The 24,854-nt window shown below is 68.4% G+C and carries 28 protein-coding genes; 24 read left to right on the forward strand and 4 right to left on the reverse strand.

What is annotated here, in order from left to right; genetic code table 11:
* The 5 genes from D5S19_RS34175 to D5S19_RS18355 all read left to right on the forward strand — a co-directional run.
* On the forward strand, positions 1 to 123 hold a 123-nt coding region (locus D5S19_RS34175; RefSeq protein WP_147397357.1), incomplete at its 5' end, for an integrase core domain-containing protein.
* 68 nt (positions 124 to 191) lie between these two features.
* Positions 192 to 1,508 carry an insulinase family protein gene (locus D5S19_RS18340; RefSeq protein WP_120024567.1) on the forward strand — a complete coding sequence of 439 codons (1,317 nt, stop codon included), beginning with the start codon at positions 192 to 194 and terminating at the stop codon, positions 1,506 to 1,508.
* A 10-nt stretch (positions 1,509 to 1,518) separates the two neighbouring features.
* Entirely contained in the window at positions 1,519 to 1,986 is a 468-nt protein-coding gene (locus D5S19_RS18345; RefSeq protein ID WP_147397442.1) for a hypothetical protein, read from the forward strand.
* Positions 1,983 to 2,282: a transcriptional regulator gene (locus D5S19_RS18350; RefSeq protein WP_120024569.1), complete on the forward strand. Its 300-nt coding sequence runs from the start codon at positions 1,983 to 1,985 to the stop codon at positions 2,280 to 2,282. Before D5S19_RS18345 ends, D5S19_RS18350 begins: the two co-directional genes overlap by 4 nt.
* Positions 2,283 to 2,331: 49 nt before the next feature.
* Positions 2,332 to 3,144 (forward strand): glycosyltransferase, encoded by an 813-nt coding sequence (locus D5S19_RS18355; RefSeq protein WP_158605560.1) that lies wholly within the window; start codon positions 2,332 to 2,334, stop codon positions 3,142 to 3,144.
* Here the strand turns inward: D5S19_RS18355 and D5S19_RS18360 are convergent, their stop codons facing one another.
* The gene (locus D5S19_RS18360; RefSeq protein WP_120024571.1) at positions 3,145 to 3,999 is read right to left on the reverse strand and encodes an SDR family NAD(P)-dependent oxidoreductase; all 855 of its coding nucleotides are present in this window, start codon (positions 3,997 to 3,999) and stop codon (positions 3,145 to 3,147) included.
* Positions 4,000 to 4,028: 29 nt separating this feature from the next.
* Positions 4,029 to 4,397 carry a nuclear transport factor 2 family protein gene (locus D5S19_RS18365; protein WP_120024572.1) on the reverse strand — a complete coding sequence of 123 codons (369 nt, stop codon included), beginning with the start codon at positions 4,395 to 4,397 and terminating at the stop codon, positions 4,029 to 4,031.
* A gap of 79 nt (positions 4,398 to 4,476) precedes the next feature.
* Here D5S19_RS18365 and D5S19_RS18370 point away from each other — a divergent pair, with 79 nt between their 5' ends.
* From D5S19_RS18370 to D5S19_RS18385, 4 genes are all read left to right on the forward strand, one after another.
* Positions 4,477 to 5,376, forward strand: a complete 900-nt coding sequence (locus D5S19_RS18370) for a MerR family transcriptional regulator (protein ID WP_120024573.1) — start codon at positions 4,477 to 4,479, stop codon at positions 5,374 to 5,376.
* A 79-nt stretch (positions 5,377 to 5,455) separates the two neighbouring features.
* Positions 5,456 to 5,707: a hypothetical protein gene (locus D5S19_RS33820; protein ID WP_158605561.1), complete on the forward strand. Its 252-nt coding sequence runs from the start codon at positions 5,456 to 5,458 to the stop codon at positions 5,705 to 5,707.
* A 120-nt stretch (positions 5,708 to 5,827) separates the two neighbouring features.
* Positions 5,828 to 6,100 carry a hypothetical protein gene (locus D5S19_RS18380; RefSeq protein ID WP_120024574.1) on the forward strand — a complete coding sequence of 91 codons (273 nt, stop codon included), beginning with the start codon at positions 5,828 to 5,830 and terminating at the stop codon, positions 6,098 to 6,100.
* A 107-nt stretch (positions 6,101 to 6,207) separates the two neighbouring features.
* A complete protein-coding gene (locus D5S19_RS18385; RefSeq protein ID WP_199730562.1) occupies positions 6,208 to 6,711 on the forward strand; it encodes a GNAT family N-acetyltransferase in 504 nt (167 codons plus the stop codon).
* A gap of 89 nt (positions 6,712 to 6,800) precedes the next feature.
* Here D5S19_RS18385 and D5S19_RS32045 read toward each other — a convergent pair whose 3' ends face one another.
* Together D5S19_RS32045 and D5S19_RS18390 are read right to left on the reverse strand one after the other, a co-directional pair.
* On the reverse strand, positions 6,801 to 6,974 hold the full coding sequence (locus tag D5S19_RS32045) for a hypothetical protein (protein WP_158605562.1): 174 nt from the start codon (positions 6,972 to 6,974) through the stop codon (positions 6,801 to 6,803).
* Entirely contained in the window at positions 6,968 to 7,285 is a 318-nt protein-coding gene (locus D5S19_RS18390; RefSeq protein WP_199730558.1) for a Gfo/Idh/MocA family oxidoreductase, read from the reverse strand. Before D5S19_RS18390 ends, D5S19_RS32045 begins: the two co-directional genes overlap by 7 nt.
* Before the next feature lie 93 nt (positions 7,286 to 7,378).
* Here D5S19_RS18390 and D5S19_RS34180 point away from each other — a divergent pair, with 93 nt between their 5' ends.
* The 15 genes from D5S19_RS34180 to D5S19_RS18460 all read left to right on the forward strand — a co-directional run bounded on the left by D5S19_RS34180 (position 7,379) and on the right by D5S19_RS18460 (position 24,611).
* Positions 7,379 to 7,453, forward strand: a complete 75-nt coding sequence (locus tag D5S19_RS34180) for a putative leader peptide (RefSeq protein ID WP_407641759.1) — start codon at positions 7,379 to 7,381, stop codon at positions 7,451 to 7,453.
* 136 nt (positions 7,454 to 7,589) lie between these two features.
* A complete protein-coding gene (locus D5S19_RS18395; RefSeq protein ID WP_120024577.1) occupies positions 7,590 to 9,086 on the forward strand; it encodes an APC family permease in 1,497 nt (498 codons plus the stop codon).
* A 5-nt stretch (positions 9,087 to 9,091) separates the two neighbouring features.
* Complete coding sequence (locus D5S19_RS18400; protein ID WP_120024578.1) at positions 9,092 to 9,883, forward strand: alpha/beta hydrolase; 792 nt, start codon at positions 9,092 to 9,094, stop codon at positions 9,881 to 9,883.
* Between the two features lie 3 nt (positions 9,884 to 9,886).
* Complete coding sequence (locus D5S19_RS18405; protein WP_120024579.1) at positions 9,887 to 11,014, forward strand: LLM class flavin-dependent oxidoreductase; 1,128 nt, start codon at positions 9,887 to 9,889, stop codon at positions 11,012 to 11,014.
* Positions 11,011 to 12,213 (forward strand): acyl-CoA dehydrogenase family protein, encoded by a 1,203-nt coding sequence (locus D5S19_RS18410; RefSeq protein ID WP_120024580.1) that lies wholly within the window; start codon positions 11,011 to 11,013, stop codon positions 12,211 to 12,213. Before D5S19_RS18405 ends, D5S19_RS18410 begins: the two co-directional genes overlap by 4 nt.
* Positions 12,214 to 12,222: 9 nt before the next feature.
* Positions 12,223 to 13,422 (forward strand): GNAT family N-acetyltransferase, encoded by a 1,200-nt coding sequence (locus D5S19_RS18415; protein ID WP_120024581.1) that lies wholly within the window; start codon positions 12,223 to 12,225, stop codon positions 13,420 to 13,422.
* Positions 13,423 to 13,434: 12 nt separating this feature from the next.
* Entirely contained in the window at positions 13,435 to 14,715 is a 1,281-nt protein-coding gene (locus tag D5S19_RS18420) for an NtaA/DmoA family FMN-dependent monooxygenase (RefSeq protein WP_120024582.1), read from the forward strand.
* A gap of 122 nt (positions 14,716 to 14,837) precedes the next feature.
* Positions 14,838 to 16,433 (forward strand): ABC transporter substrate-binding protein, encoded by a 1,596-nt coding sequence (locus D5S19_RS18425; protein ID WP_120024583.1) that lies wholly within the window; start codon positions 14,838 to 14,840, stop codon positions 16,431 to 16,433.
* Positions 16,434 to 16,435: 2 nt separating this feature from the next.
* On the forward strand, positions 16,436 to 17,392 hold the full coding sequence (locus tag D5S19_RS18430; RefSeq protein ID WP_199730559.1) for an ABC transporter permease: 957 nt from the start codon (positions 16,436 to 16,438) through the stop codon (positions 17,390 to 17,392).
* A 132-nt stretch (positions 17,393 to 17,524) separates the two neighbouring features.
* Complete coding sequence (locus tag D5S19_RS18435; RefSeq protein ID WP_120024584.1) at positions 17,525 to 18,382, forward strand: ABC transporter permease; 858 nt, start codon at positions 17,525 to 17,527, stop codon at positions 18,380 to 18,382.
* Between the two features lie 16 nt (positions 18,383 to 18,398).
* The gene (locus D5S19_RS18440) at positions 18,399 to 20,135 is read left to right on the forward strand and encodes a dipeptide ABC transporter ATP-binding protein (protein ID WP_120024585.1); all 1,737 of its coding nucleotides are present in this window, start codon (positions 18,399 to 18,401) and stop codon (positions 20,133 to 20,135) included.
* Positions 20,132 to 21,382, forward strand: coding sequence for an acyl-CoA dehydrogenase family protein (locus tag D5S19_RS18445; protein WP_120024586.1), 1,251 nt, complete (start codon positions 20,132 to 20,134; stop codon positions 21,380 to 21,382). Before D5S19_RS18440 ends, D5S19_RS18445 begins: the two co-directional genes overlap by 4 nt.
* A gap of 5 nt (positions 21,383 to 21,387) precedes the next feature.
* On the forward strand, positions 21,388 to 22,431 hold the full coding sequence (locus tag D5S19_RS18450; RefSeq protein ID WP_120024587.1) for an LLM class flavin-dependent oxidoreductase: 1,044 nt from the start codon (positions 21,388 to 21,390) through the stop codon (positions 22,429 to 22,431).
* Between the two features lie 17 nt (positions 22,432 to 22,448).
* Entirely contained in the window at positions 22,449 to 23,294 is an 846-nt protein-coding gene (locus D5S19_RS18455) for an LLM class flavin-dependent oxidoreductase (protein WP_120024588.1), read from the forward strand.
* Between the two features lie 18 nt (positions 23,295 to 23,312).
* Positions 23,313 to 24,611, forward strand: coding sequence for an NtaA/DmoA family FMN-dependent monooxygenase (locus D5S19_RS18460; RefSeq protein WP_120024589.1), 1,299 nt, complete (start codon positions 23,313 to 23,315; stop codon positions 24,609 to 24,611).
* The last annotated feature ends 243 nt before the right edge of the window (positions 24,612 to 24,854 follow it).

Below are 24,854 nucleotides of genomic sequence, written 5' to 3' on the forward strand. Positions count from 1 at the left end.
AAGTCGGAACTCGTTGCTGCGGTTGACAATTGGGTGAAGTTCTACAACAGTGTGCGGCGGCACTCCTCGATCGGGATGCTCAGTCCCGACACCTTCGAGCAGTCACTCCGCATGGCTGCCTGAAACCTCATAAGCCCCTGTCCACCGTTCGGGGTGAACCTCATCCGGAAGAGGTTGCCACCGCCGCTCGCGTGCTCCGTGACGCGCGCAAAGCCGTGCTCGTGGTGGAACCCGGAGAGGTGCGGACGCGCCCCGAACCGGTGCGTGCCGCCCCGCTCGCCGTCGCGAACCCGTCGCGTCCCACTGCAGCGGAGCTCGCGACCACGCCCGAAGGGCCTCGACAGCCACCTCTGCCCGGTATACAGCCGGAACCACGCGTCGCCGGGCTCGCGGATGTACGCCTGGACAATGGTTTGCGGGTGGTCGCCGTGCGGGACGCGCGCGCGCCGCTCGTGGAACTCCGGCTTCGGATGCCACTCGGTGCCGGCGGCTGGGGACGCGCGGCCGAAGTTGCCACGCTGGTGCACAAGCTCGGCGAGGCGGCTGTCCGTGTGCGGGCGCCCGGCGGAGAGCTCCGGGTGTCCTCGGACGGTCAATGGCTGGACGTGACCGGTCATGTCGAATCGTCCGAAGCGGACGGCTGGCTCGCCGCGTCGGCCGAGGTCTTGACCTACGACGGCTACGGCGAACTGTCGCCGCTCCGTGATGCTGGCCAGGACATCGAGCAAGCTCTGCGGCGGGCGTGCCTGCCGGAATCCGGTGGCCTGGCGGATCCCCGTCGGATCCTCAGCCCGGCCGGTGCGACGCTCATCGCGGTGGGCGATCTCGATCCTGACGGTTTCGCCGGCCGGGCGGCGTCTTCGTTCGCGGCTTGGATGGGCGCCAGCGAACCGAAGTCATCGGCGCGGCTGACACCAGGCAGGCTGGTGCTTCCCGCCGTGCATGCTTCGGAGGTCTATCTGACCCTGTGCTGGCCGGAACCCGCGGGGGACTCCGGCGACCCGGCACGCTACCTGGCGACGGCTGTCTTCGGCGGCTACCAACGGTCGAGGCTTGCCGCGCGCTGGGCCGAGCTGGGTGCCGGTTTCGAGGTCTTGACCGGACGTGAGCTGTTCCTCGACTTCGAGCGGGTCTACCTCAAAGCGCGCATGCCGAAGGAACTCGCCGTGGCGGCGGTTTCCGCCATCGAGGCCGAACTGGGCCGGATGGCGGGCAAACCACTGACACCGTCCGAAGTGGAGCCCGCACGCGGGTTCTGCTCCGGGCAGTTGCTCGGGGTCTTCGACGCTCCGTCCACGATGGCGGACCTGCTGCGGCAGTCCGTGGCGTCCGGCCGCGAGCCCACCTGGCTGGAACGGATGCCCTCGCGGCTCGCCACGGTCTCCGTAGACGACGTCTCCAAGGCCGGGGAGGACCTGTTCGCCCCGCGCCCGATGCTCGTGGCCGTGGCAGGCGAGGTGGATGAACCGCTCGGCCAACGACTTGCCATGTTGGAAAGTCGACGCTAGACTTTCCAACATGGCAAGTAGCGAATCCTCCCAGTCAGCGGCCGCGCGAGCGGCCTTGGACAACGTCGACGCGGCCAGGCGGCAGATGGCTTCGCGGCTCACCAGCCCGTGGTGGTATCACCCCGGGATCGGGCTCTCATTCGGATTGGCCTTCGCGTCGGCCACCATCGGGTGGGAGTACATCCCCTATGGCGTCATCATCGGGCTGACGCTGCTACCGACCGTGCTGACCACGGTCGCGCGCCGCGTTACCGGCGTTTCGATCGACCGCTACCGGAGCACGCCGAGCGCGCGCTGGTCGGTGCTGGTCTACGCGCTGCTCTTCGTGGTGCTCGCGGGTGCCGGCATCGCACTGCAATGGGGTGCGGACCTCCGGTGGGCGATGGCGGGCTGCGGTGCGCTCGTCTTCGTGCTCACTGTCTACTTCGGGCGGCGGATCGAGGCGGCGCTGGTCCGGGATGCGCGAAGCGGCACATGAGCGGCCCTGTCTTCGACGAGATCATTCACGCGCCGAACCGGCTGCAGATCTGCGCGATGCTCGCGGCGGCCGATTCGGTGGAGTTCTCGACCGTCCGTGAGGTACTCGGGGTGAGCGATTCCGTACTCAGCAAGCAGGTGAAGATCCTGCAGGGCGCCGGGTACCTCACCCTGACCAAGTCGGCGCGTGACTCCCGCACCCGCACCTGGCTGGCGCTCACCCCGCCGGGCCGGGCCGCGCTCGCCGGTCACCTGGCCGAACTACGCCGTATCGCCGACCTCGCGTCGTCGGGGTAGACCGATCCGCGCTGGGGGAATGTTGTCCGAATCCGCGCACATCACTTTTATGACCGTCCCGCTGCACGGGCATGTGAACCCGTTGCTCGGCATGGTCACCGAACTCGTGGCTCGCGGCCACCGCGTGAGCTTCGCGATCAATGACGACTTCGCGTCGCTCGCGAAGGACGCGGGCGCGTCGGTGGTGCTTTACGAGTCCACGTTCCCGTCGTCGAGCTCACCCGAGCGCGGGTGGCTCGAAGCCGGGCACGACGCGGCGCAGGCCGCGAAGGTGTTCCGCGACGAGTTCGTGAGCGTGCTGCCGCAGCTTGAAACCGCTTATGCCGGGGACGAACCCGATCTCGTCGTCTATGACACGGTCGCCGCCCACGCGCCGGTCCTGGCCGCGGCCTGGGGTGTGCCGGAGGTACAGATTTCGCCGACCCATGTGTTCTACGACGGGGTCGAAGCCGAGACCGGTGCCACCGTCGCACTCGGCGACCGGCGGCTCGGGCTGCGCCGGAAGCCTTGTGTGGTCACGATTCCCCGCTCGGTCCAGCTCCACGCCGACCGGGTCGGCGGCGGCTGTCAGTTCGTCGGGCCGATCGTGTCGCCCCGGCGGGTCGACGGGACATGGACGGCGCCGGACGACTGGCCGGTGGTGCTTGTCTCGCTCGGCTCGGCCTACAACAAACGGCCTGAGTTCTTCTCCGCGTGCGCGGCGGCGTTCGAGGGCACCGGCTGGCGGGTGGTGATGTCGATCGGGCGGTTCTTCGACCCGGCCGAACTCGGCGAGCTGCCGCCGAACGTCGAGGTGCACCCCTGGGTACCGCAGCTCGATGTGCTGGCGAGCGCCAAGGGGGCTTGTCGACGGGCAGGTTGATCACGCAGTTGATGGTCTGTGGTCTGGGTAGTCACCGCTGCGGGAGAGTCCCTCGTTGGCTCGGATGTCGGCGAGGGTGTGTTCGAGGGTTTCGGTGATCGTGTCGAATGCGGTGTTTCCGAGGATGAGCCGGTGCGGCGGCGTCGGTTGCGTCATGGCCGCGAGCACCGCCTGCACGCCCCGTCTCGGGTCGCCGGGTTGACGTCCGTCTTGGTGGATCATGGCGGAGCGGACCGACTCCACGATCGCGTGGTACTCGGCGACGGTCTCCTGGGTTGGTTCGGTGGCGAAGCCGGCGTAGGCGCGAGTGCGGAACGGGCCGGGTTCGACGGTCAGGACGCGGATGCCGAGGCCGGCCACCTCGCTGCGCAGGGCAGTGGTGATGGCTTCGATCGCGTGTTTGGCTGCGCTGTAGTAGCCGAATCCTGGCACCGGCCGCAGTCCGGCGGCCGAGGACATCGTGATGATCCAGCCGCTGCCGCGGGCGCGCATGCCGGGTAGCACAGCGCGGGTGACCGACAGGACGGCGAAGAAGTTCAGCTCGAACACCGCGCGGACCGCGGTTTCGGCCATTCCTTCGACCGATCCGTGCCAGCCACGCCCGGCGTTGTTGACCAGCACATCGATCCCGCCGAAATGCTCCTCGGCCGTGGCCACGGCCGATCGCACCTCTCCGGGGTCGGCGACGTCCAGCGGCAACACCAGTACGCGATCGGCGTAGCGATGTGCCCAGTCGGCCACCGTGTCGGCCCGGCGGGTGGTCAGGACGACCCGGTCGCCGATGTCGAGTGCGCCCTGGGCGTAGGCCATGCCGAATCCACCTGGCGTGCCGCCGGTGATGAACCATGTCCTCACGTTCTCTGCTCCTGGTGTCGTGGGGTCTGTCAGGGTTCGATGACCAGCCGGGCGATGTGGCCGTCGCGCAGCGTGAAGCGGTAGTGCAGGTCGGCGACGCCGCCGGGAAAGTTGCCCTGCAGGCGGTGCAGGACGTCGAAATGGTGCTGGTCGGCGCGGTAGGCGGCGGTGAGCGTGGTCGTGTAGGTGTACTCGGTGGCCGAGCGGGCCAGCCAGGCACGGATCGCCGACGGCCCGTCGTGGTCGTGGCCCTCGTCGGTCACCACGGCGTCGGGGGTGTACTGCGCGATCGCGGTGTCGAGGTCGCGGGTCTGGTGCGCGGCCAGGTAGGTGGTGATCCGGTCAGGGAGATCGTCCGGGGCGATCTGGCTCACCCAGGTCCAATCGAACGGTTCCATGTCGCCCAACCTGGACTCTCTCGCCGGGAGAGAGTCAAGTCCTGGAGCCTCTCCCCGCGGGAGGGTGCACAGTGGGGGCATGCGAGCCGGGCTGACCATCGGAGATTTCGCCACCCTCACCCACCTGAGCGTGCGCACGCTGCGCCGCTACCACGAATCCGGCCTGCTGGTGCCCACGACTGTGGACGCGAGCACCGGTTACCGGTACTACACCGCGGCGCAGATCCCGTCCGCGCAGGTAATCCACCGGCTGCGCCAGCTCGACGTGCCGCTGGCCGAGGTGAAGCAGATCCTGGCCACCGACGACCCCCTGCGGCGCACCGACTTGGTCACCGCGCACCTGCGTCGGTTGGAAGACACCCTGGAGGCCACCCGCGCCGCTGTCGTGTCCCTGCGCTCTCTCCTGCGCACCGACACCGAGGAGTTGCCGGTGGACCTGCGCTCGATACCGGCGCGCGCGGTCGCCGCCATTCGCGGCACGGTCGGCGTGGACGACGTCCACCACTGGTACGACGCCGCCATGGCCGAACTCGACGCCGCGTTCCCGGCCGGCGAACGCACCGGGCCCCCCGCCGGCCGCTACGCCAACGAACTGTTCACCCACGGCTCCGGTGAGATGACCGTGTTCCATCCCGTGCGGCAACCCCGAGCGACCGGGCGGATCGAGATCCTCGACCTGCCGGCGGTCGAACTCGCCGTCACCGTCCACACCGGACCGCACGACGACATCGACGTCACCTACGGCCGCCTGGGCAGCTGGACCACCACGCACACCCTGACCGTGGCCGGACCCATTCACGAAACCTACGTGGTAGGCCCCCGCGACACCGACGTGCCCGACCGATGGCGCACCGAGATCGGCTGGCCCATCTTCCGCCTCACTCGCGACTCACCTGCTGAGTCCGAGAGCTCAGGTCAAGACGTGCTTCGGACCCCCGCAACACCCCTCGCCGACAACCGCTGGTCCCATGATCGCTGAGCTGGCAGGTACGGCACGGCTCACCGGGCGCGGGGTCACTTCCTGCCCGACCGGATCTCGGTCACATTCGGGGTCGGCCGTGGCTGTCTCGGGTGGGGACGCCGCGTTCGCGGAGTTTGGTCAGCACGGTGGTGTGGTCGACGCCCAGATGCCTGCCGACTCGCGCCAGGGACCAGCCAAGGCAGTAGAGGTGGACGGCGTCGTCGACCTGCTCGGGGCGAGTCCGCGCCGCCGCATCGGCACCTCGCGCCGGTGGAGGATGCTGCTGACCGTCCGTCGTTCGATGCCGAACCTGGCACCCAACTCGTACACCGTCGCCCCGGTCTCGTAACCGGCGATGAGTTCCTGGACCTGATCGGCGTCGAGTGTCGTGCCCGCCTCGGCTTGGGCCGGTCAACGGGCGGCGGAGTCGGCGCAGCGGGGTCGGGTAGCTTCTGAGCGAATCGGCCTGGTGGACCAGGTGATCGACACAGACGACGTGTTCTCCGAAGCGATGGGGATCGCTCGTCGCCTCGCGGCGGGACCCGTCGTCGCGCTGTGGGCCGCGAAGGCGGCGATCGACCGTGGAGCGGCCACCGTTCGCCGGGTTGTTCGCCACCGAGGATCGGCTGACGAGGATGAACGGGTTTCGTGGCTGATGGAACCGGCCGCGCTCGGTTCGCCGGCCGCTGACCTGATGTTCGGGCTCGGTATGTGGCAGCGCATGGATGCGATCGGCCAGTAAGGTGGTTGGTCGAGTAGCTGGCCGGCTGTCGCCGAGTTTGGTGGCTTTCGGTCCGATCAGTGCGTTGTGGACTACTGTGCTGCAGAGGGGTTCATCAAATGCGCGACCTGATCCGCCTTGCCCGAGAGGGTGATCTGCCCGTTCTGCGGGACATTGAACGGGCGGCCGGAACGTGCTTCGCTGATATCGGCATGTCGTTCGTTGCCGAGGACGAGCCGCCGTCGGTCGAGACGCTTCGCGAGTTCCAGTTGGACGGCCGGCTTTGGGTCCGGGTCGATGCCTACGACCACCCGGTGGCCTACCTCATGGCCGCCGTCGTGGACGGCTGCGCGCACCTGGACCAGGTATCGGTGCATCCTGACTACGCGAACAGGCGTATCGGATGGTCGCTGATGGAACACATGATGGACTGGGCCCGCGCGCGGGGTTTGCCCGCCGTGACCCTGACCACCTACGTCGAAGTGAAATGGAATGGTCCGTACTACGAACGGTGTGGGTTTCGCTATCTGACCGACGCGGAGCTCACGCCCGGCCTGCGCAGTATCCGTGCGGCAGAGGCCGCGCACGGCCTTGACCAGTGGCCGAGGGCCGGTATGCGACTTGAGCTCTGAGTCAGTCGAGGTTCAGCGTTGCACCAGCCATCCCGATCCCGTCGCCGAGAAAGGGCAGCGCGGTAGGGACCGGGCAAACGCGACGTCGGTCAACGCGCCGCACCCATGTCGGGCTGGTACCGGATGTCGTTGTCGTCGCCGGTGGAGGGGAAGGCGAAATCCGCGGTGAGCGTCCTCGGTGTGCCGATCACGCCGCCGGCCACGAGTTCCCGCACCGTGGCGTGCTGCGAATGGCGCGGGAACATGAAGTTCTCGATCAGCACCAGCCCCGTGTGGCGGCCAGTGCAACGAGGACTGCGGCGTCCTTCGCTGTGATGGCAAGGGGTTTCTCAGCGAGCACATGCGGCCCCGCGCGTAGCGCGCGCTCGTCCCATTCCACATGCGGCGCCGCGGGCAACGGCACGTACACGGCCGTGAGTTCGCTCTGCTGTCCCAGATGCTGGACGACGTGTGACGGCCGCGCGTGGTGACCGTTTTCGGTGAGCCTGGCGGCGGGAAGAGCAGGCTGATCGAGGAGTTCGCCCGCGCGGCGACGGGACCCCTGTTCCACGGTCCGCGACTCGCGAGTCCACAAGGGATCATCCTGGCGCCGGTACCTCTGTCTCAGTGGATGGTCGCCATGTGGGAAGGCTGGTGAATCCTTCAGCGTTCAATTACCGTCGCGGTCGTGACCCAGGCTGTCTCCTTGTCCAGCAGGCGATACATCGACCTGTGCCGGCTGTTCGGTTCGCTCTGTCGCTGATCGTCCCATACCCGGCCGGCCGCGTGGCCGGCCGACAGTCGTTCCTTCCGCGCGTTTTCCAGCGCTTCGCCGTGCCCGGCGGGATCCCCGCCGGATTCTCCTTTTCCGATTTCCCCATCGAAAGGTTCGGGCAGTCATGACCGTAGAAGGGTCGGTTCCGGGAAGCGCCCCGGCGGTTCTTCCCAGCGAGGCGGGGGAACTTCGCTCCGATGCGGTGTCGGGGCTGGGCGTCTTCGCCCAGGGTCTGGCCGCGGCGGCGCCCAGCGTGGCGATCGCGAGTGTGCCGGGTTCGCTGTTCCTCGTCACCGGCAAAGGCGCCCTGTGGGCGGCGATCGTGGGCGGCGTCATCGTGTACCTCGTCGCCACCGTGATCGCGCTGCAGGCACGGCGCACGGTGTCGTCCGGTTCGCTTGGCACATACGCGGGCAACGGTCTCGGACCGGTGGCGGCGTTCGTCACCGGGTGGGCGCTGATCATCGGCTACATCGGGTTCGCGGCCGGCGGCGTGCTCGGAGCCGTCCTGTACTTCAACTCCTTCCTGCAGGAGATCGGGCTGCACACCGACCATCTGGTGATCAAGATCCTGCTGCTGGTGCTGGCCACGGCCGCGGCGCTGTACATCCCGTTCCGCGGGGTCAACGTGTCGGTGAAGTTCGGCCTGTGGTTCGAAGTCGTGTCACTGGCGGCGATCGCGGTCATTCTGATCGCCTCATACGTCACCTACGGCGCGCGCCTCGACGGCGGTCAGTTCAGCCTGAGCAATTTGGGGAACAGCACTTTGATCGCCGCGGTCATGGCGGTCGGCTCCTATGCCGGCTTCGAAAGCGCCGCGTCGCTCGGGCACGAAGCGCGCGACGCCCACCGCACCGTGCCGCGCGCGATCCTGCGGTTGGTGATCGGCTTGGCGGTCCTCTACCTGCTCGCCACCTATCCTGAGGTGCTCGGCTTCCAGGGCCCGAAATCGCTCGACCCCGACAGTACGCCGCTGCCCGTGGTCGCGTCGAACGCCGGGGTCGGCTGGGTCACCTACGTCGTCGATCTCTCGCTCGGCACCGCCATGATCGTGTTCTCCTCAGCGGTCATCAATTCTGGCGCACGCAGCCTGTTCACGCTTTCCCGCGAGGGCGCGCTGCCGCGCTCGCTCGGCCGCGTGCACGCGAACTTCCGGACGCCGCATATCGCGATCGCGTTCGTCGGCCTGGTCGGGTTCGTGGTCGGGCTGATCGGGACGGTGAACCCGGTCGGGCGGTTCCAGTGGGACGTGTATGTCGGCATCGTGTCCAGCTACGCGTACTTGTTCGCCTACCTGCTGGTGGCGATCGCGACACCGCTCTGGCTCAGGAAGATCAAGGCGCTGTCGCCGGTGAGCTTCGTGGTGTCGGTGCTGGCCGCCGCCGGCATCCTGTACGTGATCTTCAAGAACCTGGTGCCGGTTCCCGAGGGCGCATACCGCTACCTGCCGTACGTGTTCGTGGCGCTGCTGCTCGCCGGGCTGATCCGGTTCCTGTGGTTACGGGTGAGACGGCCGGAGGTCGCGGCCAGGGTGGGGTCGATCCAGACGCTGTCGGAGACCGAGCAGGCACGGCTGGCTGAGCTCGGCATTCTCGGCGCGCACCACCGAACCGTCCACTGAGAGACATGAGAGGACACGACATGCCGTTCTTCGACAGCCCCGACGCCCGCCTCTACTACCGTGCCTGGGAGGTCGACCGGCCGGTCGCCGGGTTCGTGTTCCTGCACGGCGGCGGGGAACACTCGGGACAGTTCAGCCGCCTGGCGTCCCGCCTCAACACCGCCGGCATCGACGTCTGGGCGATCGACCACCAGGGCCACGGCATCTCCGGCGGCGAGCGCGGGGTGGTGCGCTCCCTCGACCTCCTGGCCCGTGACACCGCCAGCCTGGTCGACATCGTTCGCGGGCGCCGCCCGGAGCTGCCGCTGGTCATCGGCGGGCATTCCCTCGGTGGCTGGACCACGGCGCTGGTGGTCGCCAAGAACCCGGCACCGTTCGCGGGTGCGGTCCTGACGGGTGCGAGCCTGCGTGGCCGCACGGCCCTCGATGAATCGTCCACAGGGGACAGTTTCCGGTTCGACACCTCGGCGCTGGCGGCGGATCCGGATTACCTGGAGGAGCTGGAGAAGGACCCGCTCGTGCAGCTCGTGCTCCCCGAACCCGAGGTGACCGCGGCCGCGCTCGCCTCGGCCGCGGAGGACCTCGCGACCGCCTTCGCCACGACGACGCTTCCCGTGTTGCTGATCAACGGCACCAAGGACGCGCTGGCGCCGATCGAGGACGCGCGGTACTGGCGCGACACCTTGCCGCACGCACGGCTCGTCGAGATCCGGGACGGCCGCCACAACGTGCTCAACGATGTCGACCATGTGGAGGCAGCCAACGCCGTCCGCGACTTCGTCCTGGAACGCGTGTGAGCCATGCCGATCCATCTGCATTGGTATCTGCCCACCAACGGTGACAACCGCGACATCGTCGGCTCCGGTGACGGCTCGCAGAAGACGCTCGGCGCGGTGCGGCCGGGCTTCCGGCAGCCGTCGATCGAGTACCTGGGCACTATCGCCCGCGCCGCCGAGCAGCTGGGTTTCGAAGCCGTGCTCACCCCGACCGGCACGTGGTGTGAGGACGCTTGGATCACCACGGCGGCGCTGTCGGGCGTCACCACCAGGCTGAAGTTCCTGGTCGCTTTCCGGCCCGGGTTCATCTCGCCGACGCTGGCCGCCCACCAGGCAGCGACGTTCCAGCGGGTCTCGGGTGGCCGCCTGCTGCTGAACATCGTCACCGGCGGCGACCCCGTCGAGCAGCGACGCTTCGGCGACCGCCTCGACCACGACGAGCGCTACGCCCGGACCGAGGAGTTCCTGACGGTGCTGCGCGGTGTGAGTGATGCGGTGACGCCCTTCGACTTCGCCGGCAAGTACTACGACATCGAGCAGGCCGCGATCCCGTTCGCCCCTTACGAACCACCGGCGATCTTCTTCGGCGGCGCGAGCACGGCCGCGCAACAGGTCGCGGCGCGAACCGTCGACACCTACCTCGCGTGGGGTGAGCCGCCCGCGCGGATCGCCGAACGGCTGGCGCAGGTTCGCAAACTGGCCGCCGAGGCCGGGCGGTCGGTGTCGTTCGGCATCCGTTTCCATGTGCTGAGCCGGGACACCTCGGCGCAGGCATGGGCTGAAGCCGACCGCCTGCTGGGGCGCGTCGGCGACGACCGGATCGCCGAGACGCAGCGCACGCTCGCCGCCAGCGAGTCGGTGGGCCAGCAGCAGATGGTGGCCCTGCATGGCGGCGATCGGCGGAATCTCGAGATATATCCCAATATCTGGGCCGGGTATGGCCTCGTCCGCGGTGGTGCCGGAACGGCGATCGTGGGCAGTCACGAGGAGGTCGCCGACCGCATCGAGGAATACCACAACCTCGGCATCGATCACTTCATCCTCTCCGGGCAGCCGCATCTGGAGGAGGCCTACTACTTCGCCGAAGGCGCTGGGGCCGAGCTGCGCCGTCGTGGCCTCGTCGCGCCGACCGAGAAGGGAGTAAACCCATGACAGAGCCGAAGATCGCCAGCGCGACCTCGCCACTGTTCGAGAAAGCCGAGCCGTCGGCCTACTTCACCGACGAGGACTACCGGCGGTTCCATGACCGCGCCGCCGGTTACGACCGGGAGAACCGGTTCTTCGACGAGGACTTCGCGGAACTCGTGTCGTCCGGCTATCTCAAGGCGGCCATTCCCAAGGAGTTCGGCGGCGGCGGTCTCAGCGTCGGTGCGCTCTCGCGTGAGCAGCGTCGCCTGGCCTATTGGGCGCCCGCGACGGCGCTGGCGACCAACATGCACCTCTACTGGACGGGCCCGGCCGCGGCACTTACTAATACCGGTGTCCAGGATCTGACCTGGTTGCTGCGCGCCGTCGCGGACGGGCAGGTGTTCGCGGCCGGGCATGGTGAGGTCGGGAACGACCTGGGTCTCGACGACTCGGTCACCAAGGCGGTCCCGCAGGCCGATGGCTCGTACGTCGTGACCGGGCACAAGACCTTCACCTCGCTTTCGCCGGTGTGGGACAAGCTCGGCATCCACGCCCGGGACGACTCCGATGTCGATCATCCGCGCATCGTGCATCTGTTCCTCGATCGCACGGCCGACGGGGTGTCCACCGAAAAGACCTGGGACGCCCTCGGGGTTCGCGCCACCGCGAGCGATGACACCGTTCTCGAGAGCGTTCGCGTTCCCGCCGGCCGGGTGGTCGGCAGTGCCGAGATCGGACAGCCGTACCCGCCCTACGTCCTCGGCATCCTCCAGTGGTACCTGCCGCTGCTGTCCAATGTGTACTTCGGCATCGCGCGCCGCGCGCTCGACCTTGCCGAGTTGACCACGCAGCAGCGCGCATCACTTGCCCTGCCGGGAAAGACGCACGCGCACAAACCGGCCGTCCAGCGGCAACTGGCGCAGGGCGAGATCCTGCTCGACGCGGCCTGGTCGTTGCTGGAGAAGGCAACCGCCGATATCGAAGCCGGTGTCGACCACGGCGAGTGGTGGACGCCAAGACTGTTCGCTGTCAAGGAATTCACCGTCAGCACGGCGAAACAAGTCGTGGACATAGCGATCCAGGTCGTCGGGGCCTCCTCGGTAAGCCGTACCAACGAATTGGAGCGGCTCTACCGCGATGTCCGCACCGGCAGCCTGCACCCGCCCAACACCGACGCGGTGCTCGAGATCATCGGCCGCACAGCCGTCCACCTGTTCCCGTAGGAGGCACTCGTGAGTGTCGAGATCCGGACGCTCAAGACCAGCGAAGAGGTCAACGCCGGCTTCCGCGTGTTCCTCCGCGCCATGGTCGGGTTGCCGCTGGGCGACGTGGACGCCGTGGAGGTGACCGACCCGGGCCGTTACCTCGGCGCGCTGGACGATACTGACGTCGTCGGCGGTGCCGACTCCTACGGCAGCTGGCTGGTCGTGCCCGGTGGCGCACGCGTGCCCCACGCGGCGGTCACCCATGTCGGGGTCCTGCCGACCCATCGGCGGCAGCGCATCCTCAGCCGGCTCATCGCGCGGCAGCTGGCGGACATCGCCGAGCGCGGTGAGGTGGTCGCGTCGCTGCGGGCGTCGGAAGCGGTCATCTACGAGCGGTTCGGGTACGGGGTCGCCAGTTCGGCACAGTCCGCGCGCGTCGTCCTTCGCCGCGCGGCGCTTCGTCCTGAGGTTCCGCCAGGCGGCCGGATCCGGCTGGTCGACGCGGCGGCGGACACCGCGCTGCTCGCCGGAATCCACGACCAGGCGGTGTGGCCGGGCGCCATCGGCCGCCCGGCCGGATGGTGGAAACTCCAGGAACTACTCCGGAAAACCCACCCGGTCAGCCAGTATGTCGTCGTCCACAGCACGGACGGGGTCGACGACGGGTACGCGGCCTACCATCCGGAGGACACCGTCGGGTGGTTCACCAGCACGGAAAAGACCGTCAGCGTCACCGATTTCGTCGCGCTTACCGACTCCGCGCGAGCCGGGCTGTGGCGGCACCTGCTCTCCCTGGACCTGGTGGATGTCCTCGTCTTCGAATCGGTGGCCCTCGACGACGCGCTGCCGCTCGCCGTCGTGGATCGCCGAGCGGTCGAACTGGGTCCTGTCCGGGACGAGACGTGGCTTCGCCTCGTCGATGTCGAGGCGGCGTTGCGGGCGCGGGTCTTTGGTGACGGGGACTCGGTCGTGCTAGAGGTGAATGACGCGCTGCTGCCCGCCAATAACGGCAGGTTCGAGGTGACCCCGAAATCGGTGACGCGCACCAGCGTGCCGGCGGACCTGAGCGTCGGCGTCGAGACTCTGGCCGCCGCGTACCTGGGGGGCACGCGCTGGCAGCACCTGGCCGCGACCGGCCGGGTCGGCGTACACGATCCGGATGCGGCCCGGCGCCTCGACGAGCTGTTCGGCACCGCATCACTTCCGTTTTCCGGCACCGTCTTCTGAGGGAGACCATCGATGACTCGTCAGCTGCATCTGCTGCTCCTGGGAAATCCGCGATTCGGCAACGCCTGGCGCTTTCCCGGCGTGGTGAACGGGCCGGCGGCCGTCCTCGAATCCATCGTCGACGCGGCGAAAACGGCGGAACGGGGCACGTTCGACGCCATCTTCTTCGCCGACACACTCAACTTCGGTCCCGACGCCACCTGGCCACACAAGTCCACGGAGGACTTCGAGCCGTTCACGACGGCGGCCGCGCTGGCCAGAGAGACCGAGCGGTTGGGCCTCGTGGTGACCGGTTCGGCGACCTTCCAGGCGCCGTACCATCTCGCGCGCCAGCTCATCTCGCTCGATCACCTCAGTGGCGGCCGGGCCGGCTGGAACGTCGTGACCAGTTTCGCCAAGGCAGCCGCGGACAACTTCGGCGACGCCGGTGTGCTCGCGCACGACGAGCGTTATCGCGTCGCGGCCGAGACCTTGGAGGTGGTGCGGAAGCTGTGGGATTCCTGGGGCCCGGACACAATCGTCGAGGACCGGGACGCCGGGATCTACAACGACCGCACCAAGATCCGCGTGCCCGGACACAAGGGCGAGTTCTTCAGCGTACGGGGGCCGCTGGGCGCCTCGCCGTCGCGGCAGGGACATCCGGTGATCTTTCAGGCCGGGTCTTCGACGGCGGGACGCGCCTTCGCGGCCCGCAACGCCGAAGTGATCTTCACCGGTCAGGGGGACTTCGACCGCGGGCGGAGCTTCGTCGAGCAGATCCACCAGGAGGCGGGCTCGTCCGGCCGGGGCACCGCGCCCCTGGTGACCCCGTCGCTCGGCTTCGTCGTCGGGTCCACTGAGGAGGAGGCCAGGGCGATCGAGCAGACCATCTTCGAGCAGTTCATTCCCGAGTACCAGATCGGCTGGCTCCAGGAGGTTGACATCGACCTGACCGGAGCGGACCTCGATGGGCCGGTGCCGCCGGCGGCGTTCGCCGAGTCGACCGAGACACACCAGACCGCGCTCGCCGGCTACCGAGCCCTTGCCACCCAAGGCAATCCGACTGTGCGTGAGTTCCTGTTCCGCACCGTGACCGCCTTCGGCGCTCGCGTCGCCGGTTCCCCGGAACGGATCGCGGACGAGATCGAGCGCTGGTTCACCGGCGGCGCTGCCGACGGTTTCATCCTCAGCCCGTCCGGGATACCGGGACAGCTCGAGGTGTTCGTCGACCACGTCGTGCCGATCCTGCGCCGTCGCGGCCTATACCGCCACGAGTACAAGGGGGAAACGCTTCGCTCCCATCTCACCTCGTGAACACGCTCGGAGAACTCACTTCGAGAAGTTAAGTTTGACGCTACGGCCGGGTGCCACCCGGGCCACGAGTCTGTTGTGGACAGTCCAATCGCCTTACCTGCAATGAAAGAAACTCATTCATCATGACCTCATCGAAGCGCGCGTTTCTTGTGTGGACCGCAGCGATCACGAGCGTTGTCCTGCTGCTGTCCGGCTGCGGGTCCAGTAGCGGTGCGGTCGCGGGCTCCCAGCCCCGGGACGGCGGCACCCTGATCGTCGGCCAGTACCAGGAGGTCACGCAGTTCGACCCGAACCGCCAGTACTCCTGGGAGACCTGGCGGATCGACCGCAACATCTACGAGACGCTCGTCGACGAGGACCTGTCGCAGCCGACCGGGGTGCCGAAGATCATCCCGAAGCTCGCGACCTCGTGGACGGTCAGCCCGGACGCGACCACCTACACCTTCCAGCTGCGCCAGGGAGTGAAGTTCACCGACGGCACCCCGTTCGACGCCGCCGCGGTGCAGTTCAATGTGCGCCGCTTCACCGACCCGGCCTTCGAGTACTACGACAAGGTCAGCGCGGCGACGATGTCCATGGTCTACGGGGATCTGGCGTCGTTCAAGGTGCTCGACAACTTCACGGTGCAATACACCTTCAAGCACCCGTTCCTCGATTTCCTGCGGCAGATCCCGAACAGCGGGAACGCGGCCTCGGGCTTCTTCAGCCCGGAGGCGCTGAAGAAGTACGGCCAGGACGGGCTGGCGGACCACCCGGTCGGCACCGGGCCGTTCACGTTCACCGAACGCGTCCGCGGCGACCACACCACACTGGATCGCAACCCCGCCTACTGGGGACAGCGCCCGCATCTGGACAAGGTCATCTTCAAACCGATCGGCGACGACCAGAGCCGGGGCGCCGCGCTGCAGACCGGCACCGTCGATCTGATCAGCCGGGTGGCACCGGATTCCGTGGCGACACTGGAAAAGGGCGGGTTCTCGGTGCCCGAGAACAAGGGCGTGCCACAGATCATCTACTACAACTTCAACTTCGCCAACAAGTACCTGCAGGACAAGCGAGTCCGCCAGGCGATCATCAAGGCCGTCGACCGCAAGCAACTCGCCGCGAACATCTACAAGGGCTACGCCGAAGCAGCCACCTCGATCCTGAACCAGGGGAACGAGGCGCATGACCCCTCCGCGGTCGACTACCCCTATGACCCCGCAGCGGCGAAGAAGCTGCTGGCCGAAGCCGGATACCAGCCAGGCCAGGTGAAGTTCAACATCCTGTCGGACACCACCGGTCAGCCGACGGCGGAGTACCTGCAGCAGTCGCTGAAGGCGGTCGGGATCGACGCCTCGGTGCAGTCGTTCGAGTGGATCACCTACGGCACCCGCTCGGCCAACCTCAAACCTGAAGATGGTCTGTACCTCGGGGAGTGGGGTTACGTGGCTGCCAACTGGGTCCAGATCGCCCACAAGTACAGCGTCGTGTCACGCAGTGGGGACTCCTACGAGAGTGATGCGACGAAGCAGGCGATCGAGGCGGCGGCGAACAACTCCGACCCGGCCAGGGCGGCGCAGCTGTGGCAGGCCGCGGCCAAGGCGTGGGCGGGCGACGCGACGGTCTTCCCGCTGCTGTCGTTCAACCGCTACTACGCGGTCTCCCCGCGCGTCGGCGGGTTCGTCTGGCCGCAGCAGAACCACTACGACCTGTCCCGGGTCTGGGTGGCGAACTGAGGATGGCGCGGCGGATCCTGTGGCGGCTCGCGGGCCTTGTGCCACTGCTGTTCGTGATCAGCCTGCTGGTGTTCTTCATCGCGCAGGCCGGTCCGGCGGACCCGGTCAAGGATGTGCTGAGCCAGAAGATGTCGCCCGAGCAGATCCAGCAGATCCGCGAAGCGTACGGCCTGGATCGTCCCGCGTGGCAGCAGTACCTGAGCTGGGTCGGGGACATGGTCACCCACGGAGGCGGCATCTCGCTCAGCCTCCGCAGCCCGGTCTCGGGGATCGTGTTCCCCGCCTTCGTCAACACGCTGATCCTCGGGGCGGCGGCCACGGTGGTGACCGTCGTCCTCGGGGTGGCGATCGGTTTCGTGTCGGGGATCCGGCACGGCCGGCTGACCGACCGCGTCGTCATGCTGTTCGTCCAGGTCGGCAGCAACCTGCCGATCTACTGGTTCGGGCTCGTCATCATCTGGCTCACCGCGGTGCAGTGGAAGGTGTTGCCGCCCGGGGGAATGCACGACCTGCGCGGCGGCGGCGGGGCAGGTGATCTGCTGCTGCACCTGATCGCGCCGGCCTTCGCGGCGTCGCTCGTCTCGATGCTGATCATCGCCCGGTTCGTGCGGGCCGCCGTGATCGAGAGCGATGGATCCGACTACATCAGGACCTACCGCTCGCAGGGCTTCGGCAGGGCGGCGGTCCTCGGAAAGCACATCGGCCGCAACATCCTGTCGCCCATCGTGAACACCACCGGTCTCACCATCGGCTCGGTGATCACCGGTGTGGTCTTCGTCGAGACGATCTTCTCCTGGCCGGGGATCGGCAGCGTGCTGCTGAACGCGATCGCGGGCTCGGACTATCCGGTGATCCAGTCGGGGATCCTCCTGGTCGCCGCCACGTTCGTCGGCGTCAACCTGATCACCGACGTACTGCTGGACCTGTTGAACCCGCGACTGCGGCACGGTGGCGCATGAGGACTGCTTGCAGGTCCGAATCATCGACGCCATGCCTGGCCGACGTGGTGACAGAGTCGCGGCTTGCCGCGTCCGTTGAGGAGGCGGCCGCATGAGGACTGCTTGCAGGTCCGAATCGTCTTGGGAGGCTGCATGACAACGGCCGTACAGAGTCCACCACGCCTGCGGCGATCGGCTGTCTCCCGGTTCGTGCGCAACCGTGAGGCGATGCTCGGTTTCGCGGTGCTGCTCATCATCATCGTGTTGTCCGTGGCGGCGCCATGGCTCGCGCCTGACGACCCGAACGCCGCTGACGCGGGAAACGTGCTCGCCCCGCTCGGCGCGCCCGGTCATCTGCTGGGCACCGACGACCAGGGCCGCGACGTGCTGAGCCGGGTGCTCTACGGCGGTCGGGGTGCGCTGGTGGTCTCGATCTCCTCGGTGACGGTCGCCGTCGTGGTCGGCACCGCTCTGGGGCTCGCCGGGGCCTTCGCCGGCCGCCGGGGCTCCGGCCTGCTCATGCGGGTGATCGACCTGATGTTCGCGTTCCCGGTCATCCTCGTCGCGCTGTCGCTGGCCGCGATCGTCCAGCCCGGCTCCTGGGTGCTGATCGGGACCGTCGTGTTCGGGGCGGTGCCGTACGTGACCCGGGTCGTGTTCGCCGAGGCGAAGATCGAGCGGGAGAAGGACTACGTGGAGGCGGCGCGGTCCCTGGGCGCTTCCGAACCGGCCGTCGTGTTCGGCGAGGTCCTGCCCAACCTGGCTTCGACGGTGGGGATCTACGGGACCAGCCTGGTCGGCGTCAACATCGTGTTCACCGCGAGCCTGAGCGCGCTCGGCTTGGGTATCCAGCCGCCCAATCCCGACTGGGGCCGGATGATCTCCGAGGGCGCCAAGGTCCTGGTGACCGGCAACCCCGGCGTCGCCACCTTCCCCGCGGCCGCCATCCTCCTCGTCGCGCTGGCCTTCAACTGGCTCGGCGACGGTCTGCGTGACGTCCTCAACCCGTGAGCGTGCAGGTGATCCGATGACAGCCGTACTTACCGTTCGCGACCTCAGCGTCGACTTCGCCCTGCCCGGCGCGGTCGTGCACGCTGTGCGTGGCGTCGATCTCGAGGTGCGGACCGGGGAGGTGCTGGCGCTTGTCGGTGAATCCGGTTCCGGCAAGAGCGTCACCGCGGCGGCCGTGCTCGGCCTGCTGCCGCGCAACGCGCGCATCGCGAGCGGCAGTATTCGGTTCGGCGACACCGAGCTGGTCGGGCTGGGGGATCGGCAGCTCAACGTCTTCCGCGGGTCCGGGATCGGGATGATCTTCCAGAACCCGGTGACCTCGCTGGATCCGTCGTTCACGATCGGCAGCCAACTCGGCGATACCGCCCGGCTGCACCTCGGGCTCTCCCGCGACGAGGCTCGCGAGGTGGCGCACACCTGGCTGGACCGTGTGGGCATCCGCGAGCCCGATCGGGTGCTGCGGTCGTATCCGCACGAGCTGTCCGGCGGCATGCGTCAGCGCGTCATGATCGCCCTGGCGAGCCTGTCCGGCCCGCAACTGCTGATCGCCGACGAGCCGACCACCGCACTCGACGCTACCGTGCAGAAGCAGATCCTGGAACTGCTGCTGACGCTCGCCGACGAGACGAAGACGGCGGTCCTGCTCATCACGCACGACTTCGGCGTGGTCTCGCACACCAGTTCCCGCGTCGCGGTCATGCGCGAAGGCACCATCGTCGAGGTGGGTAGCACGCCGCGGGTGCTGACCGTGCCGGAGCATCCCTACACCCGCGCGCTCATCGACTCGGTGCCGGAGATCGGCCGGCGCCACCGGCAGGGCGAACGCCGTCTGCTCGGCGGTACGCCCGTCACCCGGCGCGTTCACCTCAGCCCGCGTGCCGAGTCCTCGCGGCTGGCCGGGGACGGCCCGCTCCTGGAACTGCGGCACGTGACCAAGGAATTCGTGCTCGGCGGTCTCGGCACAGGTCGGCACAAGTCCACTGTGCGGGCGGTCGACGACGTGTCGCTCACCGTGCGGCGCGGCGAGATCTTCGGTCTCATCGGGGAATCCGGGTCGGGGAAGTCGACCCTCGCCCGGCTCTCCGGGGCCCTGCTTCCCTTGACGGCGGGCACAGTGACCTTCAACGGCACCGACGTCGCGGAGGCAGGAAAGCGGGGCAGGCGGGAACTGCGGAGGCGGTTCCAGTACGTCTTCCAGGACGCCGCCACCGCGCTGAACCCCCGCATCACCGCGGGGGAGCAGATCGCCCGCCCGCTGGTGCGGCTCGGGAAAGCGGCCAACCGCAAGGAAGCCGCCGAACTGACGAACCGGGCGCTCGACCTGGTGGGGCTCAACTCCGGCTACGCGGACCGTTATCCCCGCGAGTTCTCCGGCGGTCAGCGTCAGCGGGTCGGGATCGCGCGGGCCATCGCGCTGGAGCCGGATCTGCTGATCCTCGACGAGCCGACCTCGGCGCTCGACGTCTCCACGCAGGCGACCATCCTCAACCTGCTGCTGGATCTGAAAGACGAGCTCGATCTGACCTACGTGTTCATCGGGCACAACCTGGCGATCATCGAGTTCGTCTGCGACCGGATCGGCGTGCTGCGCCACGGTTCGCTCGTGGAGACCTTCCCGGCCGGCGAGCTGTTCGCGCCCGAGCGGCACCCGGCCACCCGGGCGCTGCTCGACGCCGTGCTGCCGGTCGGCGGCCGGGACTTCGATCAGACACTGCCGGCCACGGCAGCCGACTGGGACGGGAAGGCACTATGACCGCGACCAACGTACACACCGCACCAACCTACCTGCGCCCCGCGACCGCGACCGATGCCGAACTCTCCGCACGGTTCCAACCGGTCTTCGACCGCGTCGCCGAGGGAAGCGTCACGCGCGAGCGGAACCGCGTCCTCCCGCACGAGCAGGTGCGGTGGCTCAAGGACGCCGGCCTCGGGCGCGTGCGCGTCCCGGTCGAGTTCGGTGGTTTCGGCGCCTCACTGGAGCAGACTTTCGTGCTGCTGGCCGATCTCGCCGAGGCGGACGCGAACGTCGCGCATATCTGGCGTAACCATCTCGCTTTCGTCGAAGACCGCCTCAACGCGAAACCGTCGGAATCCAACAACCGCTGGATCCAGCGATTCCTCGACGGCGAGTTCGTCGGGGGAGGGTGGACCGAAGCCAACAACGGGACCTTCGCGAGCCTGAAGACCACCGTGCGGAAAGTCGATGGCCGCTGGCTGGTCAACGGGGCGAAGTTCTACGCCACCGGCAGCCTCTACGCCGACTGGCTCGACGTGCTCGGCAAGGGCGACGGGGACGCCGTGCTGACGGCCCTCGTGCGCCGCAACCATCCGGGCGTACGGCTCGTCGACGACTGGACCGGGTTCGGGCAGCGCACCACCGCGAGCGGGAGTGCCGGCTACACCGACGTTCCCGCGGAGGACGGGGATGTCTTCCCGGCAGCGGAACGGTTCGTGTACCAGGGGCACTTCTACCAGACGGCGATGCTCTCGGTGCTGGCCGGCATCACACGGGCGGTGCGGCGGGACGGGATCAGCGCGCTCAAGGCCCGGGGCCGCAACTACCCGCATGCGCTCGACCCGGAGCCGGCCGCGGATGCTCAGCTGTTGCAGGTGATCGGCCAGGTCTCGGTCCACGCGTTCGCCGCGGACGCCGCGCTCCGCGCCTCGTCGCGCACGCTGGATCTGATCGCCGCGGCGCACGCCGCCGGCGACGAGGTGGCCCGGAAACAGCGTGTGCTGGAAGCGGAAGTCGCGACGGCGCAAGCACAGCTGGCGATCATCGAGGCCGCACTGCAGGCGACCACCACCGTCTTCGACGCCCTCGGCGCCTCCGGAGTGTCCGAGAACCTGTCGCTGGACCGGCATTGGCGTAACGCGCGCACGCTGGCGTCGCACAATCCGCGCGTCTACAAGGCGCGCATCCTGGGTGACTGGCTGGTCAACGGCAAGGATCCGGTGCCCGACCTGACCAGGTTCGGTCGCGGCGGCCAGGGCGACTGACCACCATGCCGGCGCAGTCACTGCGGATCGGGTTCGCGCTGAACTTCCGCACCTCCTCCCGAGACATCGAGGACGTGGCCCGGGTCTACGAGGAGGTGCTCGAGACCATCGCCTACGCCGATGAACTCGGGATCGACAGTGTGTGGGTGGGCCAGCACCATTTCGACAACACCGACGGCCCGTTCGCCTCGCCACTGCCGTTTCTCGTCGCCGCGGCCAACCGTACGTCCCGCATCACGCTCGGCACCGGCATCACGACGGTCCCTTTCGAGGATCCGCTGCGGCTGGCCGAGGACGCCGCGGTCGTCGACGCCCTGACGGGTGGCCGAGTCCACCTCGGACTCGGCACCGGCGGCGCCAATCTCGACGGCTTTGCCGCTTTCGGACTGCGCTCCGAGCAACGACATGCGCTGTTCGCGCAGAAGGTGGCCAAGCTGCACGCCGCGCTCGACGGAAAGTCCTTGGTGGACGGAGCGGACGGCCCTCACCTGTATCCACCGGGATCCCGCGTGCGGCGGCAGCTGTGGCAGGCGGCCACCAGTATCGCGTCCGCGACCGCGGCAGGGGCCGCGAGTGACGGCCTGCAGCAAGGGGCTTTCTTCGACCCGGCGGACACCGGGCAGGCGCCGAAGGTGGAGGCGTATCTCGAAGCGTTGGAACGAAGCCATCCCGGTGCAACGCCGCGCGTCGCCGTCTTCCGGTTCGTCTACTCGGGACGCGACAAGGAGACGGTGCTCAGACAGGTGGAACCCGTGCTGGGGCCCCGGTTGCCCGCGCTGGCCGAGCGAGCGGCGACCGGTGGCAACCTGAAGCTGCGCGGGCTGAGTGTGCGGGAATACCTTGACCTGGTGCCGTTCTACGGCTCACCGGACGACATCGCCGAGCGTGTCGCGACCGATCCCGCGATCACTGCGGGCGCGACGGACTTCGTCGCCAACTTCTCCTACCGAGACGAGTTCGACGCCGCGAGTGCGAGGGCACGCGTGCACAGCCTGGCGACGGAAATCGGGCCGGCGATCGGCTGGCGACCCGGAGCAGTGCATTGGTGACCAGGAAAGGGAGACAGATGGCCTATCTCGCGCTCGCGCTCACCGGACCACATCTCGGCGAACTGGTGGGCAGCGGCGAGCTTCTCGGCCGCTGGGACGCGCTACCCATCGCCTTCACGGTCCTCGGGATCGACCGTGTCGACGGCGGCGCACCGAATCCGGTGACCCTCGACAGCAGTGCCGCCGGCGCCCTACTGGCCGCGCGCACCACGCGGGGACGCTTTCTGATCGCCGCGACCCCGCAGCGCGATCACCCCTACAACCTCGCCCGGCGCGTGGCCTCCCTCGGGCACCTGTCGCGAGGCCGCAGTGGCCTGCTGATGGGCATCCGGGACGGTTACGCCGCGCCCGCCGAAGCCACCGCGGCAAGGGCGTATGACGCGGCCCGCGCGGTCCGGGCGCTGGAACAGAGCTGGCCCTACGACTCGATCGTCGGCGACCGCGAGACCGGGATCCTGGTGCGGTCGAACCAGATCGCCCATGTCGACTTGAACGGAGCCTTTCCGATCGCGGGCCCGCTCAACATCCCCGAACCGGCCACCGGCGCGTCGGTCATCGCGTGGTACGGCCCGGGCGCCGCCGTCGGCTCGCCACCGGTGGACCTGGTCATCGGGACCGGCGCGGTGGTCGTCACCACGCTCGGCGAGCGGCCGCCCACGGACACCACGGGAGTGCTGCTGCAGCCAACGCTCGATCACACGGTTGACGAGCTGCTGACCGGCGCCGAGCGGCTGCTGGCGGAGGGCTTCAGTGCCGTCGCCCCCGGTGGATCGCTCCGTGCGGCGCTAGGCCTGGCGGCTCCGCCGCGCAGGGCGGACGGGCGCGCCGCCTTTCCAGCGCCGCAACCGAACCCGTCCCTGTGAGAGACCGAGGAGCACGCCATGACCGACCGTCGCACGGGACACGTGATTCTGGGCGTCAATGTTCTTGTCCTGGGATACCTTCCGGCCGCCTGGCAGTCGCCGCTGCTGAAGAAGGACTCCTTCGTGGACCCTGAATACTGGGCGAACATCGGCCGCACCGCGGAGCGGGGCACGCTCGACGCGATCTTCCTCGCCGACGGGCCGCTGCTGGGCGACCCGGCGTACGACGCGAACCCGATCCGCCTGGAACCCACTGTGAATTGGGGCTACGTCGCCGCCGTCACCGAACGGATCGGGCTCGTGGCAACGGCTTCCACCACCTTCAACGACCCGTTCGAGCTCGCCGAACGGCTGTTGGCCTGGGACTACCTTTCCGGTGGTCGCGCGGGGTGGAACATCGTGACCACGCGCGGCGTCCCGGCCGCGCGTAACTTCGGCCTGCCGGACGTGCCGCTGCGCGACGATCGGTACGACCGCGCCTCGGAGTTCGTCGACGTGGCGCTGGCGTTGTGGCGCTCAGCAGCCATCGGCCACGACATCAGCCACCATGGCGAGTTCTTTGACATCGAGGGCCGGCTACGGGTGCCGCCGTCCCGGCAGGAGCGCCCGGTGCTCCTGCAGGCCGGTGGCTCGCCCAAAGGGCGGGCGCTGGCCGGCCGGGTGGCCGACGGCGTGTTCGCGGCGGAACTCACCAAGGCCAAGGCGATCGAGCACTACCGGCTCGTGAAGCGCCTTGCACGCGACAACGGCCGCTCACCCGACGATGTCAAGATCCTGCCTGGCCTGCTGCTGAGCCTGGGCAGCACGGAGGAGGAGGCCCGGCGGCGCAGCGACGAACTGCACGACGCGGGACCGGCGTCGTATTCGGTGCAATGGCTGTCGCAGTCGATCGGCTACGACGCCTCGAAGCTCGAACTCGACGAGCCGTTCCCCGAGGACGTACTCGCCGCACCGGCCGATCCGCAGACGTTCCAGGGCAGCATGGGCTTCCGCGAGTCGATCGTCGCACAGATCCGCCGAACCAACCCCACAGTGCGGGAGTATTTGAAGCAGACCCGCTACATCGGCTCGGGCCACGCCGGGTTCGTGGGAACACCGGAGCAGCTGGCCGACCACATCGAGGACTGGTTCCACTCTGGCGCCATCGACGGGTTCAACCTCCAGCCCGACGTACTCGTCGACGGACTCGAGGTGATCGCCGACGAGCTGGTACCCATACTCCGCAAGCGCGGGCTGTACCGGAACGAGTACGAAACAGACACCCTGCGCGGCCACTTCCAAGCGGCGTCGCCGACGCCGGACTTCGGGCGGGGGTGACGGTGAATGGATTCTTTCGGGCGCCGGCGCGAGGACTGGCCGGCCTCGGTTCCGGGGTGCCCGAGCCGGAGCAGCTCCGCTTTCGCCACGGGGGGACAGGGAGCGTTTCGGCGCCTTGGCCGAACTCGCTGGATGCCGGCGAAGAATCCCTTGCCCCGGCGTGGTTTCTCCGGAGTTCGGGCGGGGAGTGTCCTAGGTGGACACAACCCTCTGAGAACAGGAAAGCTGGTATGGACCAACGTG

Source organism: Amycolatopsis panacis (genome assembly GCF_003600245.1).
GTDB lineage: Bacteria > Actinomycetota > Actinomycetes > Mycobacteriales > Pseudonocardiaceae > Amycolatopsis > Amycolatopsis sulphurea.

Excerpts from the sequence above, each read along its gene's own strand:
- D5S19_RS18420 (WP_120024582.1), top strand. The coding sequence starts at position 13,435 with ATGACTCGTCAGCTGCATCTGCTGCTCCTGGGAAATCCGCGATTCGGC.
- D5S19_RS18460 (WP_120024589.1), top strand. The coding sequence starts at position 23,313 with ATGACCGACCGTCGCACGGGACACGTGATTCTGGGCGTCAATGTTCTT.
- D5S19_RS18410 (WP_120024580.1), top strand. The coding sequence starts at position 11,011 with ATGACAGAGCCGAAGATCGCCAGCGCGACCTCGCCACTGTTCGAGAAA.
- D5S19_RS18435 (WP_120024584.1), top strand. The coding sequence starts at position 17,525 with ATGACAACGGCCGTACAGAGTCCACCACGCCTGCGGCGATCGGCTGTC.
- D5S19_RS18405 (WP_120024579.1), top strand. The coding sequence starts at position 9,887 with ATGCCGATCCATCTGCATTGGTATCTGCCCACCAACGGTGACAACCGC.
- D5S19_RS18350 (WP_120024569.1), top strand. The coding sequence starts at position 1,983 with ATGAGCGGCCCTGTCTTCGACGAGATCATTCACGCGCCGAACCGGCTG.
- D5S19_RS18445 (WP_120024586.1), top strand. The coding sequence starts at position 20,132 with ATGACCGCGACCAACGTACACACCGCACCAACCTACCTGCGCCCCGCG.
- D5S19_RS18355 (WP_158605560.1), top strand. The coding sequence starts at position 2,332 with ATGACCGTCCCGCTGCACGGGCATGTGAACCCGTTGCTCGGCATGGTC.
- D5S19_RS18365 (WP_120024572.1), bottom strand. The coding sequence starts at position 4,397 with ATGGAACCGTTCGATTGGACCTGGGTGAGCCAGATCGCCCCGGACGAT.
- D5S19_RS18370 (WP_120024573.1), top strand. The coding sequence starts at position 4,477 with ATGCGAGCCGGGCTGACCATCGGAGATTTCGCCACCCTCACCCACCTG.
- D5S19_RS18440 (WP_120024585.1), top strand. The coding sequence starts at position 18,399 with ATGACAGCCGTACTTACCGTTCGCGACCTCAGCGTCGACTTCGCCCTG.
- D5S19_RS18425 (WP_120024583.1), top strand. The coding sequence starts at position 14,838 with ATGACCTCATCGAAGCGCGCGTTTCTTGTGTGGACCGCAGCGATCACG.
- D5S19_RS18430 (WP_199730559.1), top strand. The coding sequence starts at position 16,436 with ATGGCGCGGCGGATCCTGTGGCGGCTCGCGGGCCTTGTGCCACTGCTG.
- D5S19_RS18400 (WP_120024578.1), top strand. The coding sequence starts at position 9,092 with ATGAGAGGACACGACATGCCGTTCTTCGACAGCCCCGACGCCCGCCTC.
- D5S19_RS18345 (WP_147397442.1), top strand. The coding sequence starts at position 1,519 with ATGGCAAGTAGCGAATCCTCCCAGTCAGCGGCCGCGCGAGCGGCCTTG.
- D5S19_RS18455 (WP_120024588.1), top strand. The coding sequence starts at position 22,449 with ATGGCCTATCTCGCGCTCGCGCTCACCGGACCACATCTCGGCGAACTG.
- D5S19_RS18450 (WP_120024587.1), top strand. The coding sequence starts at position 21,388 with ATGCCGGCGCAGTCACTGCGGATCGGGTTCGCGCTGAACTTCCGCACC.
- D5S19_RS18395 (WP_120024577.1), top strand. The coding sequence starts at position 7,590 with ATGACCGTAGAAGGGTCGGTTCCGGGAAGCGCCCCGGCGGTTCTTCCC.